This is a genomic window from Sulfurovum iocasae, from assembly GCF_047716765.1.
In the GTDB taxonomy this organism is placed as follows: Bacteria; Campylobacterota; Campylobacteria; order Campylobacterales; family Sulfurovaceae; genus Sulfurovum.
Genome location: NZ_CP180410.1, coordinates 2,457,816 through 2,473,503 on the forward strand (window position 1 = coordinate 2,457,816; position 15,688 = coordinate 2,473,503).

The 15,688-nt window shown below is 36.5% G+C and carries 18 protein-coding genes; 1 reads left to right on the forward strand and 17 read right to left on the reverse strand.

Annotated features, from left to right (window positions below):
• Positions 1-33 precede the first annotated feature (33 nt).
• On the reverse strand, positions 34-759 hold the full coding sequence (truC, locus tag ACLHDG_RS12025) for a tRNA pseudouridine(65) synthase TruC (protein WP_415406483.1): 726 nt from the start codon (positions 757-759) through the stop codon (positions 34-36).
• Between the two features lie 52 nt (positions 760-811).
• Between truC and smpB the strand changes: the two genes are divergently transcribed.
• Positions 812-1,273, forward strand: coding sequence for an SsrA-binding protein SmpB (gene smpB, locus ACLHDG_RS12030; protein ID WP_415406484.1), 462 nt, complete (start codon positions 812-814; stop codon positions 1,271-1,273).
• Here the strand turns inward: smpB and ACLHDG_RS12035 are convergent.
• The 16 genes from ACLHDG_RS12035 to ACLHDG_RS12110 all read right to left on the reverse strand — a co-directional run bounded on the left by ACLHDG_RS12035 (position 1,270) and on the right by ACLHDG_RS12110 (position 15,499).
• Complete coding sequence (locus ACLHDG_RS12035; protein WP_415406486.1) at positions 1,270-2,196, reverse strand: hypothetical protein; 927 nt, start codon at positions 2,194-2,196, stop codon at positions 1,270-1,272. The genes smpB and ACLHDG_RS12035 overlap by 4 nt on opposite strands.
• Positions 2,197-2,201: 5 nt before the next feature.
• Entirely contained in the window at positions 2,202-2,777 is a 576-nt protein-coding gene (locus ACLHDG_RS12040) for a hypothetical protein (RefSeq protein WP_415406487.1), read from the reverse strand.
• Between the two features lie 208 nt (positions 2,778-2,985).
• Positions 2,986-3,345, reverse strand: a complete 360-nt coding sequence (rplS, locus tag ACLHDG_RS12045; protein WP_415406488.1) for a 50S ribosomal protein L19 — start codon at positions 3,343-3,345, stop codon at positions 2,986-2,988.
• Positions 3,335-4,030 (reverse strand): tRNA (guanosine(37)-N1)-methyltransferase TrmD, encoded by a 696-nt coding sequence (gene trmD, locus ACLHDG_RS12050; protein WP_415406489.1) that lies wholly within the window; start codon positions 4,028-4,030, stop codon positions 3,335-3,337. Before trmD ends, rplS begins: the two co-directional genes overlap by 11 nt.
• 5 nt (positions 4,031-4,035) lie before the next feature.
• A complete protein-coding gene (gene rimM / locus ACLHDG_RS12055; protein ID WP_415406490.1) occupies positions 4,036-4,575 on the reverse strand; it encodes a ribosome maturation factor RimM in 540 nt (179 codons plus the stop codon).
• 84 nt (positions 4,576-4,659) lie between these two features.
• Positions 4,660-4,902: a KH domain-containing protein gene (locus ACLHDG_RS12060; RefSeq protein ID WP_415406491.1), complete on the reverse strand. Its 243-nt coding sequence runs from the start codon at positions 4,900-4,902 to the stop codon at positions 4,660-4,662.
• A 5-nt stretch (positions 4,903-4,907) separates the two neighbouring features.
• Positions 4,908-5,138, reverse strand: coding sequence for a 30S ribosomal protein S16 (gene rpsP / locus ACLHDG_RS12065; protein ID WP_415406492.1), 231 nt, complete (start codon positions 5,136-5,138; stop codon positions 4,908-4,910).
• Positions 5,139-5,402: 264 nt separating this feature from the next.
• Entirely contained in the window at positions 5,403-6,767 is a 1,365-nt protein-coding gene (gene ffh / locus ACLHDG_RS12070; RefSeq protein ID WP_415406493.1) for a signal recognition particle protein, read from the reverse strand.
• Between the two features lie 93 nt (positions 6,768-6,860).
• On the reverse strand, positions 6,861-7,727 hold the full coding sequence (locus ACLHDG_RS12075; protein ID WP_415406494.1) for a PliI family lysozyme inhibitor of I-type lysozyme: 867 nt from the start codon (positions 7,725-7,727) through the stop codon (positions 6,861-6,863).
• A 130-nt stretch (positions 7,728-7,857) separates the two neighbouring features.
• Positions 7,858-9,963 carry a L,D-transpeptidase family protein gene (locus ACLHDG_RS12080; RefSeq protein WP_415406495.1) on the reverse strand — a complete coding sequence of 702 codons (2,106 nt, stop codon included), beginning with the start codon at positions 9,961-9,963 and terminating at the stop codon, positions 7,858-7,860.
• A 6-nt stretch (positions 9,964-9,969) separates the two neighbouring features.
• Positions 9,970-10,242 carry a hypothetical protein gene (locus ACLHDG_RS12085; RefSeq protein ID WP_415406496.1) on the reverse strand — a complete coding sequence of 91 codons (273 nt, stop codon included), beginning with the start codon at positions 10,240-10,242 and terminating at the stop codon, positions 9,970-9,972.
• Positions 10,243-10,300: 58 nt separating this feature from the next.
• Positions 10,301-10,555: a hypothetical protein gene (locus ACLHDG_RS12090; protein WP_415406497.1), complete on the reverse strand. Its 255-nt coding sequence runs from the start codon at positions 10,553-10,555 to the stop codon at positions 10,301-10,303.
• 254 nt (positions 10,556-10,809) lie between these two features.
• Complete coding sequence (locus ACLHDG_RS12095; protein WP_415406498.1) at positions 10,810-11,457, reverse strand: outer membrane protein; 648 nt, start codon at positions 11,455-11,457, stop codon at positions 10,810-10,812.
• Positions 11,458-11,564: 107 nt separating this feature from the next.
• On the reverse strand, positions 11,565-12,257 hold the full coding sequence (locus tag ACLHDG_RS12100) for a response regulator transcription factor (RefSeq protein WP_415406499.1): 693 nt from the start codon (positions 12,255-12,257) through the stop codon (positions 11,565-11,567).
• The gene (locus ACLHDG_RS12105) at positions 12,250-15,174 is read right to left on the reverse strand and encodes a PAS domain-containing protein (RefSeq protein ID WP_415406500.1); all 2,925 of its coding nucleotides are present in this window, start codon (positions 15,172-15,174) and stop codon (positions 12,250-12,252) included. The genes ACLHDG_RS12100 and ACLHDG_RS12105 overlap by 8 nt, the downstream gene beginning before the upstream one ends.
• Complete coding sequence (locus ACLHDG_RS12110) at positions 15,167-15,499, reverse strand: ABC transporter substrate-binding protein (protein WP_415406501.1); 333 nt, start codon at positions 15,497-15,499, stop codon at positions 15,167-15,169. Before ACLHDG_RS12110 ends, ACLHDG_RS12105 begins: the two co-directional genes overlap by 8 nt.
• Positions 15,500-15,688: the final 189 nt, after the last annotated feature.

A 15,688-nucleotide genomic window follows, 5' to 3' on the forward strand; every position in this document is an offset into this window, starting at 1 on the left:
TTTACCTTTTATATATATCTAAATACATTATATCTAATAACTAATACTATCCCATCCAAATATTTTAAAAAGCCCATAAAATGTATCATCCACTGATGCTTCTATCTCTACTGACTGTTTTGTTATAGGATGGGTAAAAGAGACTCTATGAGAATGCAACAAGAGCCTATGACACTCAAATTTTTCTCTAAAAAGTATGTTATGTTCTCCTCTACCATGTTTTGTATCTCCAACTATGGGGTGGAAGATATGTTTCATATGTCGTCTAAGTTGATGTTTTCTTCCTGTTTTGGGTAGCAACTTTACAAGTGAATAACGTGCGACAGGGTAACGGCTCACTGCATAGGGTAACTCTACTGTCGCTAAACACTCATAGTAGGTTTGAGCCTCTTGTGCCTCTTTTGTAATACCTGATTTCTTTTGTTCTTTGGTATCTAGCATCTGTTTTAGCGGGTAGTCTATGAGGTTCTCTGCTTGTGTATAACCACGTACAATGGCAATATACTCTTTACTGACTTCATGTGAATGAAATAGCATAGACATACTTTTAAGTATTTCTGCACTCAAAGCAAAAAGAAGTACACCTGAAGTAGGCTTATCTAAACGATGGATAGGGTAGACATATTGCCCTATCTGATCACGCACCATCTGTAATGCAAACTCTGTTTCATGACGGTCTATAGGAGACTTGTGTACAAGCAGTCCTGATGGTTTATTGATAGCAACTAAGTACTCATCTTGATATAAGATCTCTAACATCTACACAAACCTCTATTTTAATGCTATAATTCTACCAAAAAAGGACTCTTCTTTGGCTATTAATATCGTCGCTCAAAACAAAAAAGCCAGACACGATTATGAGATACTTGAAAAGTTTGAAGCAGGTATTGTACTCTCTGGGGCTGAAGTAAAAGCACTGCGTGCAAAACGTGCCAATCTTGCAGATGCTTTTTGTCGTTTTATCCAAGGTGAACTGCATCTTATGAATGCACATATCGCACACCTTGAAACTGCGCACAAACATTATACCCCAGATACACGAAGTCCAAGAAAACTGCTTTTACATAAAAAACAGCTGGAGAAACTCTATGTCAAAGTACATAAAGACGGACTGACCATTGTACCTTTGATGATCTATTTTAATGAGCGTAATTACGCCAAGGTAAGCATTGCCATAGCCAAAGGAAAAAAGCTACACGATAAACGTGCAGATATGAAAGCAAAAACACTTGATCGTGAAGCAAGCCAAGCGATGAAAAACAGGTCTTACTAAAAGATTCTTCGTTTTCTTTTCTGTTTTAATCTATCTCTTGGAGAAATATAACTTTTCTCTTTCACTTTTCTCTCTTTACGTTTTTGCACTAATTTTGTATGTTTATTCGGATTTAACTCTCGTACCTCTTTTAAGCGTTTAAAAAGTGAAACACGATCATATCCTATAAAGTTGTGAATAGCAGACTGTATCTTCTTTACTAACCACTTTAAAATACGTTTAAGTGGGATATGAAATACCTTTTCTATATAATATTCCATCCATCCAAAAAGAGTGAGTAAAAAAGCATAGATCTTACGAAGCCCTCTGTTTAAAAAAGGAACTTTCTCCATCCAGGAGAGTAACCAGGAGAAAATGACTACTTCTACAACAGGGGCTAACCAGCTTCCCCATAGATAATCTGTGAAGAAGTAAACAACTGCCGTCCCTACTTTTAAAAAAATAATAAGCAGGAAACTCCAGACTTTGGCAACAAAAACTTTTACAGCAAGCATACCACCCATAAACTTACCCACAAAACCAAGTGAACCTATAAATGTAAATACAGTAATGATCTTCTTCACTAAAGTAAAGTTATAAAAATTCTCTTTTGCATGCTGGATCAATCGTTTGATATCATCATTAAGATGATCAAGGAAATGTATTTTAAAATTGGGGGTAAATACACGTTCGATCATATATCGTTTACTCAAACCTGTAGCAGAAAGTAAAACTATTTTTTTCAAAAAGAGCTTTAAAACAAATTTTCCTTTTACCAGAAAAAAAGCAGCTAACAGGGTAAGAATATTTTTTTTAATAAAAAGTATCATACGAAGAAGCAAAGCAACAAAAAACGTACGACTCTCTTCTATACTGAAAAGTACAAAAATGCTGCTAATAAGGACTAAGGGAATAACCCAAAACCATAATGGTCTGTTTTTCATCATCACTACTTACTAAGCGACTCTTTCACCGTTTTGTAGAGACGTTTGATCTTTGTTATAAAAGGACTCTCTTTAGAAAAGTATTTCACTTTAAAAGCTTTAAGACTTTTTTTGATACTTGCTTTCACTATAGCCAAGCGTTCCATTGTTTGCATATAGATCTCACGTGATTTTAACCAATCGATCCCTTTCATTATCCAGTCATAGATCCACTTAAACCATCCAAACTGCATAAGTTTATCTTCAGTGATCCTAAAGATCCAAAAAGTAAAAGCAGCAATAGGTATCTTAGAGAGGTAGAGTGACATACCCAACACTACTTGACCACTTACAAAAAGGATACCGGCATATATCCCCAAAGCCTCCACCACACCAAGCAAGAGAACAAAAATAACCAATATCACAGAAGCATTCACACTATGAAGTTTAACTTCGACTTTTTGTAAAATTTTAAGAGAGTGAACAAACTCATAAATAGGCTTGGCGATCCCCTCCCAGATCAACTCTTCAAAGATGATATAGATGATGACCAGTATGAGTTGTAGAAGTGATGTCAAGCGGTTTTTTATAGCTGATAACATGACAGGGGTATCCTAAATAATTTTTAAAAGTATTATAGCGAATTTGATAGTTTTAAATAATGGGTATATATAGAAAGTTTAGATTTTTTTCTGATTTGCTGTAGTTTTGGTTAAATGGGTTTTGTGTAGAGCGGGAGCTTACTGATAGTAAGTGACCAAACGGAACAAAGCCCATTTAGCCGAAAATGCTGTGAAGCAGGAAGAAAGATTACTTTCTACGAAGTTCTTTGATTCTTGCTGCTTTACCCTTAAGCTCTCTAAGATAGAACAATTTAGCTCTTCTGATTCTACCTTTTCTAAGTACTTCGATACTTTCGATAGACTCAGAATAAAGAGGGAAGATTCTCTCAACACCAACAGAGTTAGCACCCATTTTTCTTACCATGAATGTTCTACCTGTACCTTGACCTCTGATAGCAATACAAAGACCTTCGTAGTTTTGAACTCTTGTTTTTGCACCCTCTTTAATTCTAACGGCAACTCTTAAAGTATCACCCGCTCTAAATTCAGGAACGTTTCTGTTTTCTAATTGTGCTTTTTCAAAGCTTTCAATATATTTATTTCTCATGTGTTATACCTTTTTTGTATAAGTCTGGGCGAAAATACTTCGTTTTACACAAAGCCAGCCCTCTTTTTAAGTCCGTGATTTTACTATGATTACCCTTTAAGAACTCTGAAACAACTGCACTTTTTTCATAAACTGTAGGTTTCGTAAAAGAAGGGGCTTCCAAAAGAAAAGATTCAAAGCTCTCGATATCTAATGATTCACTGTTTCCAAGCACCCCATCAACATTTCTGGCAATAGCATCACATACCACCATACTGGCTAATTCTCCACCTGTTAAGATAAAATCTCCTATAGAGAAAAGTTCATCGGCCTGAGCTTCTATCACACGTTCATCTATGCCTTCATAGCGTCCACTGACAAACACTACATGCTCTTTTTTAGCCAAGCGTTTTGCATCATTTTGTGTAAACGGTTTCGCTACAGGAGAGAGAAATATTACATGTGCTTTAGGTGAGACTTCTCTTACCTTTTTTAATGTATCCATTAAAGGTTGTGGCGTCATAAGCATACCCGCACCACCACCTATCATGGGTGCATCTACACGATTGTGTTTATCGGTCGTAAAATCACGTGGATTATAAAAATCAATAGACATTTTCTCATCTTCGATAGCACGTTTTAAGATACTCTCTGAAAAGTACCCTTTGATAAGGTTAGGAAAAAGGGTAACGAAGGAGAAACGCATAAGGATTAACTAGCCTCTAAAATGTCTTTAGCATCTTTTGTGTAAACTTCTTTAGCATCTGTATCTGCTTTGATAACATAACGATCTATATAAGGGATTAAAAATGTTTTTGACAATCCTGCTTCAACCAAAACATCAGCAGTTTTAATTGCCAAATAGTCAGTATCACCCATACGCTGAATATCTTCTATGGCACCTAGTACTTCATCATCTTGCTTAACCACACAGCCTATAATATCAAACCAAAAATGTTGTCCCTCTTTCAAGTCACAACTCTCTTTGGTTTGTGCTTCATTGGCATAAAGTTTAGTATTGGTCAGTTTTTTCGCAGAGTCAATACTTTCATAACCAATAAAACGGATAATACCACGCTTGAAGTTTATATCAGCAATAGTTAGGTCACCACGGTTACTTCTATAGGTATTCCCTACTTTGAATTGTTCTGGGAAATCTGTATGAAGATGAAATTTGAGATCGCCCCAAAGTCCAATGGTTCGCCCTATTTGAGCGATAAGAGAATCGTCATTTGACATAGAAAATCTCATTTTCTATCTTTGTATTTTGCAAAGCTTTAGTGAGAGGAACTCTTAAGGAGCTTTGCTCTTTGAGAAGGAGACCTGTCATAGTTATTACTCTGCAGGTTTTACATTAACGCGGTAGTTTTTACCGCCTTTTGCTTTACAGCCGGAGATGACTGTTTTGATCGAGTTGATCATTCTTCCTTCTTTACCGATGAGTTTACCTATATCTTCACTGTTTGCAAAGATAGTGATCTCATCGAAACCCTCATCAACCTCAGTGATCTCTACAGAGATATCTTCAGGGTTGTTTACCAAAAGTTTGGTGTATGAGAGTAGGAATCCTTTAACCATTAGGACTATTTTAACCCTGCAAGTCTTTTAACTGTTGGGCTCATTTGTGCACCAACGCTTACCCAGTAGTTTAATCTTTCCATATCAAGAGTAAGGTCTTTGTTTACGCTTACCGGGTTATAATGACCAATTGCTTCGATCCAACCACCATCTCTTCTTTTTCTGCTGTCTGTTACTACGATTCTGTAAAATGGCTTCTTTTTTCTACCCATTCTTGTCATTCTGATCATTGTCATATTGTATCCTTGTATTTTTTCATTTATTTCAATGCTTACCCGAGGAAGAGTCATGCATTATGGAATAAAGTACTGACAACTGCTTTTTAATGACTAAAGCACTCATCAACACTTCATAATTCTTTTTGGAACGCGATTTTACCATAAAGATTATAAAGATTTTATTAAATTGACTTCGACAAGCTCAGCTTCTGTCATTTCATTTTGTTCCCTGAGCTTATCGAAGGGAAAACAATTCGATGAAATAAAATCGTAGTACAATTTTTAACGAGGCATCCCAGGGAAGCCGCCACCACCGCCGCCTTGCATCTGTGCCATCATATCCTGCATCTGTTTCATGCCGCCTTTAGTTGACATCTTCTTTGCCATCTTTGCAGCATTTTTAAACTGCTTGAGTTGGCGGTTGACTTGCATTTGACCAAGACCTGAACCTGCTGCTAAACGTCTTTTACGCGTATTATTGAGCAAGTCCGGATTTTCTCTCTCTTTTGGTGTCATAGAAGAGACCATCGCTTTGATCATTTTGATCTCATCTGAATTTTCCAGATCCATATCACCGATCTGCTTTGCCATATTACCCATACCGGGGATCATTCCCATAATAGACTTCATGCTTCCAAGTTTTTTCATCTGTTCCATCTGTGACAAGAAGTCATTGAAGTTAAATTGACCTTTTTTGATCTTTTGGGTCATTTTCTTTGCTTCTTTAGGGTCAATGGCTGCGGCTGCTTTTTCTGCCAGTGACTCAACATCCCCTGCACCCATCAAACGGCTTACAATTCTGTCTGAGATAAACTGTTCAAGGTCAGGCATCTTCTCACCCGCACCGATGAAACGAAGTGGTACCCCTACTTGCTGTGTAAGTCCAAGTGCAACCCCACCTTTGGAGTCCCCGTCAAACTTGGAAAGTACCACACCGGTGATACCGATCTTTTCTTTAAAGGTTTGTGCTGTACGTACTGCATCTTGACCTGTCATAGCATCCGCTACATAGAAAAGTTCATCCGGATTTGCTACTTTTTTCACTTCTGCAAGCTCATCCATCAACTCATCATCTATAGCCAAACGACCTGCCGTATCTATAAGCACTACATCATAAAGCTCATCTTCTGCTTTTTTCAGTCCCTGCTTCACTATCTGCGTAGGTGTAGCATTTTCATCTGCAACCAGCTCTACTTCTATCCCAGAGGTGATCTGTCTAAGTTGTTCAACCGCTGCAAGTCTTTGCAGATCGGCTGCGATAACAAGTACTTTTTTCTTTTTTTGCTCTTTGAGAAAGTAAGCAAGTTTACCCGTAGTAGTCGTTTTACCGGAACCCTGCAAACCTATCATCAAAACTACTGTAGGAGGTTTGGAAGCAAAAGTAAACCCTTTAGGAGCACCCTCTATCGTAAGAATATCTGTAAGTTTATCTTGAAGTGCTTTTAAAAAGTTATCTTTCCCTACACCATGTTTTTTTGTCTCTGTCTCAACTGTAGCAATGAGATCTTTCACTACTTTATGATGTACATCTGCTTTTAAAAGTGATTTTTTAAGTTCAGCGGTTGCTTTTTTAAGCGCCTTGTCATCATCATGAAAACGAATCTTACCTATGGCATTTTTAAAACTATCTGTTAAAGTATCGAACATCATTACCTCTATATTCTTAATTATATTGTTGCGATTTTACCCTAGTTGGACTTAAAGCAAAATCTGTAGAGATATTTACTCCAATCGTAACAATTAAAATGTACTACTCTTAACTAATTTCAATTGCCACGTAGCCTCACCCGGAACCAGTTTATATTGTAGTTGACGTGTTCCGCCTTTTGGGCAGCAGTTGGCATCACCTTCGTTATAGACAGGGAAGCGTCTTGCAAAACTGTTTTCGATGATAGTAAACTCATCATGCCCCATATAGCCAACGTTGTTTTTCTTATCATCTTCCAACGGCGCTAGATAGATCCCGGAGAGTGATTTTTTGTTATTGGCACTATAAGCAACAAGGGAACCATATGATCCGCTTCCTGCTGAATTTACATATACATAAATTTCAGGTGAACCATCTCCATTGATATCTGCCACTTCTGCACCTGTGACACTACCATCTATTTCTTGTTTTATAACCTCGTTTACAATTTTCAGACCACTAGGAGTGATCGTCAACTGGTTGAGTGAACCTTCATTGGTGGCAACGACGTGAAAGGTAATACCCTGAAGAGTCAGTACTTTGTCAAAACCTTTAGAAGTGTCAGGCTGTTTTGAAGTATCTGAAAGATGATACTGCTCTTTAAGCTCTTTGATACGATGCTGATAGATATCTGCCATATAATGTTCTGCATCTTTGACTTTCCAACACTCATTACGACCTTTGATCCAGCCTCTTTGATAGGCTTTGAGCATATCTTCTTTGGAAGCTTTTGCTAAAGCCTGCTTATAGACTGCAGAGAGTTCTCTATCAAGATCCATCAGTTCATCTGAAGTACAGATAATTGCCTCGCAACTTTCCTTTTCTATTTTGCTACAGTCAAAACTGGGTTGATTAGCATAAAGAGTTGCCGTCAATAGTGCGCCAGTAAGTAACATACTTCCTACCTGTTTTGTTTTCATTTTATCTCCTCTAGTGTGACTTATTGTACGCTTTGATGTCTTTTCTCATTTGCCTGTACTAAAGTTCCCAGTAGTAAAGTAGCCATTACCATTACAAATATTCTTGTCATTCATTATCCTTTTTTAATTATTATTTACTTGCAGTCAACTGCAATTTATCATAACCATAGATATCATCTCTGAACGCTACTGCACCATCTTCATTCACCCATGTTGTAAGATAGATGATGTCGATAGGAATAGAGTGTGAGAGTCTCAATGGTGTTTTCTTATTATGTTCCAGCGTTGCTTGAGATTTTTCAAAATCTATTTTAGGATCCATCATTGAGAAGGTTTCAAGCAGATCTACCGGTTTATGCAGTCTCACACAGCCATGACTTAAAGATCTCATATCTTTACTAAATAGATTCGGCTGATTGGTATCATGCATATAGACAGAATACTTGTTAGGGAAAAGGTATTTGATCTTACCCAATGCATTATGGGTTCCCGGAGACTGCATAAATTTATACGGAGGTAATTTACGTCCATACTTATGCCAATTAACTTTATGGGGGTTAACCAAAGGAGAGTGTTCAGAGTAACCGGTATGGATCTCTATCTTTTTACTGTTGGTATAGCTTGCATTCTTTTTGAGCTTAGGGATCATCTCATGTCTGATGATACTTGCCGGGATCCTCCAGTATGGGTTGAGCACAATCGTCCGAACTCTATTATAAAAAATAGGTGTATTGTGTCCTTTTCTACCAACTATAACTTTCATAGTTTCTATCATCTTGTCGCCATCATGTACATACATCGTATACCCAGGGATATTCACCCAGATCTGATAGCGGTCATGACTTCGTTTGACCCACTTCATTCGATCAAGATTGAGTTTTATTCGAGCAACTTTCTCTTGGGCACTCTCGTTTAGAGCTTTGCGTGTCATCTTTCCAACATAGCCTTCACTTACCAAGCCATGTCTAGCTTGAAACTTCTTCACTGCTTCGACAAGACAATCATCATAACGTTCCGTAGCATTAGTCTCATCACAAGGTATATAATCACCCTCTTTTGTCAATCTTTCTCTTAATGCCGGTACTGCAGGATCACTCATCCCTGGTTTTAGATCTTGAAAATCAGGCAAAGCATCCCATCCACCAGCAATGACAATACCCTGATATTTTTCCAGCGCTACAACCAACTTGTCATAAAGAGGAAAAAGAGGTGTTGCTTCTTTGAATGCATGGTCTAATGACTGATGGCTGATCGCTTCTATTAGTAGTGATTCAGGAGAAGATAGTACATTATGCACTACCCAATCAGCATTCTTTTTATGTTTTAACTTGGCTTGAAATGCTTTCCAATCTATATTTCCATACAGCAGATGTGACATATAATCCTGATAGAGTTTAGCGATCTCAAATTCATAGGCAACGATCTTCTGTTTATCTTCAGGAGTTTCGATCACTTTAAGTGCTTGATAGCTTTTATAAGCAACACTGTTTCTATCGAAAGTGATATCATTCTCTATCTGTTTAAAGAGTGATTTAGTATACGAAGAGAAACCTGCTTTAGTGATCCAGACCGGTTGGAAGTTAAGCAGATCATACATTGCTTTGAGTCTCTCTTTATCATCACCGCTTGTAAGCATGGTAATGCTATCTCTATCCATTCTCTCACTCTCTTTAATGACCGTCATATTCTGATCGACTTTACCTGTACGATAATCGATCCTCTCTTTAGTGATGGCATTGAGTGCATGGATCAAACTCTTCTCTTTAAGTGCATGTTGCAACAAAGAAAGAGCCGTATGTTTACTTTTTTTCTCTTTGAGGATATCATTGATATGAGAAACATAAAGTTTCATGATCCCCAGCTCAATCTCTACTCTATGTGCCAATGAATCAGAAGCAAAGATCTTTTTATCATCAGGCAAGAGTTTTTTGTACGTCTCAACAAGTTCTGTATGCAATCCTTTCTTGAAATCCCCTTCAAGCTCATGTACCAACAATTCGGCATATTGCGTCAAATAATCTTTATCTACCCATACCGGTTGATAATTGATCGCTCTGTAAAGTTCCTGTACTTTTTTTGAAGATGTAGTGACAGATTTTTTGATCTCCTCACTCATCTGCTGATTGAACTCTTGTTGTTCTTCCTGATAGATCTCCTGATAGTCAGATACTGTTGCATGTAATGCACCAAAGCTCAAACACAGAGCCAATACAATACTTTTAATTTTAAACTTCATTTTTCTCTACTTCCCTTTGCACTTCAATCGGCCATCTTCCCATCCGATCCTATAACTTTCATTGCTATTGAATTTGGTATGGTCTTTAGTATAGTCACCATCCGCAGTTTTACAGGCATCCTGCACACCTTTTTTAAAACTTGCATCTCTGTCAGAACCAAAGTTGATGCCTTGATATACGTAGTCATTATAAGAGTTGATAGAAGAGGAAGTACAGGCTGTAAGTAGAAGTCCTGTAACTATAGCTGTAGTTGTGATAAATGTTTTTGTGTATTGCATTATTATCCTTTTGAAATGTCTTTAAATTATATCAAATATTTTTCTCTCACAAATGCAATTACTCTGTTTCTTTTCTTGATGAGATATAAAGTAAAATACCCAATATCAATATAACGACCAGAGACCGTTCAAGATGCATATCTATGTGAAGTCCATAGGAGTGATCTCCTCCTATACCATTAACTACCTGCATCTTACTATTTCCAAAAATTATGTTTTCTAGTATAGTAGAGACAGTATCTCTCAATCTATCTACAACCAAGACAAGAAATGAACCTATAATAAGGAGTATTCCTATGGTTTTTCTATACATACTTTTTCTCACTTTATATAAATAATAAACTTAGCATACCTTTTCAATGTCTGTAAAATGCGACATTAGTAAAAAAAGTAATGACATTGTATGCTTTTTGTTGTTTATTATTTGTAGAAATGTAGGTGAGGATCGTGTCTTATTGTAGATTATTTTCATGAGTCGATATAGTATCGACCCACTGGACAGGGAAATAATTCCCAATAAATTAAGGAGTGGCTCTACCAAGCCCAAAGGCTTAGCAGAAAAGGTTCTTAGAAATTGTAAGCTACACCAAAGTTCCAAGTGTCGATAGTAAAGTCGACATTGTTACCAGCATTGTTAACATATGTGTCATCATACAATGATACATAGTCTACGAATACAGAAACGCTGTCTGTGAAAGAGTAATCTGCACCGATACCCCAAGAGAAACCATCAAATGCATCAGCATCTAATGTATAACCAGAACCAGAAATTGTATAATCAGCATCTGCATAACCAAGAAGTGCATAAACATCAAATGACTCAGTTACCGGGTACATTGGTTTTACATAGATTCCCCATGTATCGATCTCAGCTGTTACACCACCATGAACTAGGTGATCCCAAGAGTTGTCATCCATACCGATCCAGTATCTACCTTCAACAGCTACATAATCGTTAAATTTATAACCTGCTTGAAGCATAAACTGAGAAAAGTCATCAGATTGTGTATCATAAGTTAAGTTTCCACCAGGGAAAGTTTCTTCAGCATCTGCACTTAAAAGACCATACGCTGCACCAAGATAGAATGCACCTGTTGATTCAACTACTGGCTCTACTACTACTACTGGCTCTTCTACTGGAGCGATATCTCCACCTGCTATTGCAAATGTACTCATTGCCAAAACTGCTACTAATGAAAGGTTAAACTTTTTCATTTTATTCCTTGTGATTTTAAATTTCAACGGCAAGTATATCTCAACAATGTCTTCGAAATGCGACATTTATCAGAAAAGTAATAATATTTGTTTGGTTTTTATATTTATTATTCTGCTATAGCTAACCTGTAGCCCAATGCATAACTATTTTCTATAAGTGCTGTAGTACAGTCAGTTTCAATCATAATTTTCTTGTTTAACCGAGAGACAAGTTTTGTTAATTTCTTGTCATGAGATGCATCTGGTATCTCATCATGCCATACATGATAGATAAGTGTATTGCGTATACAATAATCCCCCAGAGTCGTACTGAGAAGCTCTATAAGTAATTTCTCTTTTATTGTAAGTTTAATCTGCTGCTTCTGATAACTTAGACTCTCGTTCATCTTATTCCAAGACAAGCCCTCTTTGAGTTGAACAGTATCTTTATATTGTAATTTATTTATGAGATTCAGCATCGTAGTTTGCAACAGCTTAGTATTGATGGGCTTAAGAAGATACTTTTCAAGTTTAAGTGGGACGGCACGCATCAGTTTCTCACGTTCTGAGTGGGCGGATAGCATGATGATGGGTGTCTCTTCATCCTCTTCACGTATAGCTGCTGCAACATCCAGACCATCCATCTTTGGCATACTAACATCCAAAAGTAAAACATCAGGCTTTTTCTCATAATACATATCCAATGCTTCTCTACCGTCTTTTGCCGTATAGACTTCATGAAAATAGTCTTTAAGCACAAAAGCGTAGTTTTCTCTACTCTCTTGATTATCTTCAGCATACAACAGTGTCAATTTATGCATTTTCTACTCCTTTGGGGACTCTTATCTCAAAGCAGGCACCATCATTTTTATTTTTGACCTCTAGTTTACCTTGCATGCTGTCTTCAATAAGCATTTTTCCCATATAAAGTCCCAGACCAACACCTTCATTGGCAAATTTAGTCGTGTAATAAGGCTCGAAAATACGGTCGATCTTGTCCTTGTCTATTCCTCCTCCATTATCACAGATGGAGAGGTATGTCGTATTATCATGTTCTTTAATAATAATATCTATCTTTGGATTTTGTGTTTTTCTGGATTCAAAGTTATCTATGGCATTGTTCAGAATGATCAGTATAACTTGACGATACTCTTCCTTGAATGATAATACCTCTGTATCTTTATTGAATACCGTGTTTATCTCTATATTTTTACTACGTGGAGCCAATAGTTCCAAGGCACTCTTTACGGTATCATGGAGCATAAACTCTGTCTTTTGTTTGTCAGGACGGAAAAAGTTGGAAAAATCTTCAATTGTGTCGGACATATATTGAGTATTGTTCTCTATTTTTTCTATTTGTGATAGTAGCATTTCCTGATCAATTGTATCTCGTGCCATGATACTGCTGATCACAGCAACATCAGAATTGATGCAATTAAGTGGCTGTCGCCACTGATGTGCAATACTGCTGAGCATCTCTCCCATACTTGCCAGTCTGGCTTGCTGTGCCATAAATATATGTCGACGGTCAAGCTCTTCTACCTGCTCTTTTACCCGTGTTTCCAAGTTTTTATTCAATTCACTAAGCTCGTTACTTAAATTGATCTCTGTTGTAAGGTCTGTATGTGTACCGATCATCCGGATCGCTTTTCCGTCTTTGTCACGCTGAACCTTCCCACGATCATAGATCCATACCCAATGCCCATCTTTATGTCTAAGGCGATGTTTATTTTCAAATACCTTTTCTTTGTCCTTTACGCATGACTCTATATTTTTTAGTGCTTCCTCTAAATCATCAGGGTGAACACGTGACTGCCAGGTATCAAAACTATTTTCAAGTTCATCATCCCTGTAACCTAGCATCTCTTTCCATCGAGGTGAAAAATAGACAGAGTTCTCTATGAGATTCCAATCCCAAAGACCGTCACGGCTTCCGTCAAATGCCAGCTCCATACGCTCTGAAAGGTAGAGGGTTTGCTGTTCGGCCTGCTTTAGCTTTGTCAGGTCAATAATTGTTGAGATTCGTGTTTTCCCATCCCCCAGATTGATCCCTTTTACTAAAGCGGGGAACAGGCTTCCATCCTTTTTCTTCATAATAGCTTCATAAGGAGCAGTAGTACTGTCTTTTATTTTACTTTTGAGCAGTTCTTTTGACTCTTCAGATACAAAGTCCAGGATATGCAGCTGTTTTGTATCATCACTATCTTTATATCCAAAAAGATCCATAGCCGGTTGATTGGCTGTATGGCAAATACCATCTTTAGAGATCACCATTCCCTCAATAGTTGAATTGAGTAACGCATGTAACTTTTTATTATTTTTTCTTAGTAAAAGTGTGAAAAACAGGCCTATTAAAGTCAATATAAAAAACAGTATTGAGATCTGCCATACCAAAGTATAATCAATAACCTTTTTAACATTACTGTCTCTCCATTTTGATATGATCTCATGTTGCCTGTTTGCTGAGATCGTTTTCATGACCTTATTGAGTATAGAGTACAAGAGTGGCTTATTCTTATCTACAAAAAGGGTTACATTCATCACTATATCTGTCTGTCCTGCAATTTTGATATCTTCTATGCCCATGCTAACGATAGTGTATTCAACCATAGTCAATGAACCTATAAAAGCATCATATTTACCAGTTTTGACTCCGAGCAATCCACTCTGCAGGGTTTCGCACTCTAAAAACTTGATATCTGGATATTTTTTTACAATATCAGCACTATAACCAGCACCGGAAATAAATGCTATTTTTTTATCTTTTATTTGATTTAGATCTAAAATATATTCATGGTCTTTATTTGTAACTATCACTAAAGGATTTTTGATGTAGGTATCAATCGGTTTATAATTTTGATTTAAAACAGCATCTGCAGCATCACCGGAAATAATATCAACCTTATTAGTCTTTGAAAGTTCCAAAGTATCTAACCAATTTTCCGTGATGACTTTATCGAACTTGATATTGAGTCTGTTTTCAATAATCTCGATATGATCAGCTATGATACCTATGTAATTCCCATCTTTCGTAAAAGCTTCATAAGGTAGCCAATTTGGATCACCTGCATATGTGACACGGTTCTCTTGTAAATACTTTTTTTCCTCTTGTGTCAGATCGATATCTACTGCTTTAGTTTTATATATAAAATGATCTAAATAATTTAAATCATATTTCCCCAATTCTGTGTAACTGTAAATATAAGCGATACTCTCTATCTTTTCCTTACTGAAGACCCCAAAATTTTCACCAAGACCTGTCAGTTTTTTTAAAGTATTTGCTTCATAATAGAGAGCTTCCTTGCTTTTATTCAGTGTATTATATTTAGTGTATATAAGCTCAACTACTTCATCTATGTGTGAAAATGCATATTCAAAACCTTTTTTACTTGCCCGATACATTCTTTCTACAAGTTCAGGCTGTGTGTCAAGTATTTTGGTAGATGTAAATAAGATATCTCCATATCTTTCAAAACCATAATCATTGGGATTAATGATAGATACATCCATACCCATCTCTTGAGCAACAAAAGGTTCATTTGAACCATAAGCGATCATTGCATCTATTTCATTATTTTTAAGTTTCTCCAGTTTATATGCTACAGGTTTTCGTATAAACTGTATATGATGCGCTTTTAACATAGAGCTGATCGCTATTCCATTTATATCATCATAAAGTGCTATTTTTTTATGATTTAAATCTTTTAATCTCTTGATTCCAGATGACTTTTTACTCATCAATACATATGGAGATGTTTGATATACAGGTAGGATGCCCCACAATAGGTGTACCTTTTATAGATTCAAGTATCAAAGCAGAGTCACTAACTCCAAATTGAATCTTACCCTCTTGCATATCTTTAAATGTGTCTATTGAGCTATTATGCTCTTGTATATTGACATCAAGACCAACATCTTTATAGAAGCCTTTCTCTTTTGCTACTATAAATCCTGCAAATTGAAACTGGTACTTCCACTTTAATTGTAAAGAGACTTTATCTAACTCTTTTGCTTGTGCAAGAGTAAAAAATAGAGATAAAATAATGAATATAGTTTTTAGCATTACGATCTTTTTATTATTTTTTCAATTTTATCATTGTGGACTATAAAAAGTATAGCTTTAAAATGTCCGCAAAATGTGACATTTTTAGTCTACTCTTTTTTATCTGAATTTACAAATTAATTCATTTAGTAAATTACTCTTTTTTAAATGTCACATTTTACAGACTTTTTCGAGTTATACTTTGTGTCA

Coding starts and splice junctions, on each gene's coding strand:
- ACLHDG_RS12085 (WP_415406496.1), bottom strand. CDS start 10,242: ATGCAATACACAAAAACATTTATCACAACTACAGCTATAGTTACAGGA.
- ACLHDG_RS12075 (WP_415406494.1), bottom strand. CDS start 7,727: ATGAAAACAAAACAGGTAGGAAGTATGTTACTTACTGGCGCACTATTG.
- ffh (WP_415406493.1), bottom strand. CDS start 6,767: ATGTTCGATACTTTAACAGATAGTTTTAAAAATGCCATAGGTAAGATT.
- ACLHDG_RS12110 (WP_415406501.1), bottom strand. CDS start 15,499: ATGCTAAAAACTATATTCATTATTTTATCTCTATTTTTTACTCTTGCA.
- rimM (WP_415406490.1), bottom strand. CDS start 4,575: ATGAGATTTTCTATGTCAAATGACGATTCTCTTATCGCTCAAATAGGG.
- ACLHDG_RS12040 (WP_415406487.1), bottom strand. CDS start 2,777: ATGTTATCAGCTATAAAAAACCGCTTGACATCACTTCTACAACTCATA.
- ACLHDG_RS12105 (WP_415406500.1), bottom strand. CDS start 15,174: ATGAGTAAAAAGTCATCTGGAATCAAGAGATTAAAAGATTTAAATCAT.
- ACLHDG_RS12090 (WP_415406497.1), bottom strand. CDS start 10,555: ATGTATAGAAAAACCATAGGAATACTCCTTATTATAGGTTCATTTCTT.
- ACLHDG_RS12035 (WP_415406486.1), bottom strand. CDS start 2,196: ATGAAAAACAGACCATTATGGTTTTGGGTTATTCCCTTAGTCCTTATT.
- rplS (WP_415406488.1), bottom strand. CDS start 3,345: ATGAGAAATAAATATATTGAAAGCTTTGAAAAAGCACAATTAGAAAAC.
- ACLHDG_RS12080 (WP_415406495.1), bottom strand. CDS start 9,963: ATGAAGTTTAAAATTAAAAGTATTGTATTGGCTCTGTGTTTGAGCTTT.
- ACLHDG_RS12100 (WP_415406499.1), bottom strand. CDS start 12,257: ATGCATAAATTGACACTGTTGTATGCTGAAGATAATCAAGAGAGTAGA.
- ACLHDG_RS12095 (WP_415406498.1), bottom strand. CDS start 11,457: ATGAAAAAGTTTAACCTTTCATTAGTAGCAGTTTTGGCAATGAGTACA.
- truC (WP_415406483.1), bottom strand. CDS start 759: ATGTTAGAGATCTTATATCAAGATGAGTACTTAGTTGCTATCAATAAA.
- ACLHDG_RS12060 (WP_415406491.1), bottom strand. CDS start 4,902: ATGGTTAAAGGATTCCTACTCTCATACACCAAACTTTTGGTAAACAAC.
- trmD (WP_415406489.1), bottom strand. CDS start 4,030: ATGCGTTTCTCCTTCGTTACCCTTTTTCCTAACCTTATCAAAGGGTAC.
- rpsP (WP_415406492.1), bottom strand. CDS start 5,138: ATGACAATGATCAGAATGACAAGAATGGGTAGAAAAAAGAAGCCATTT.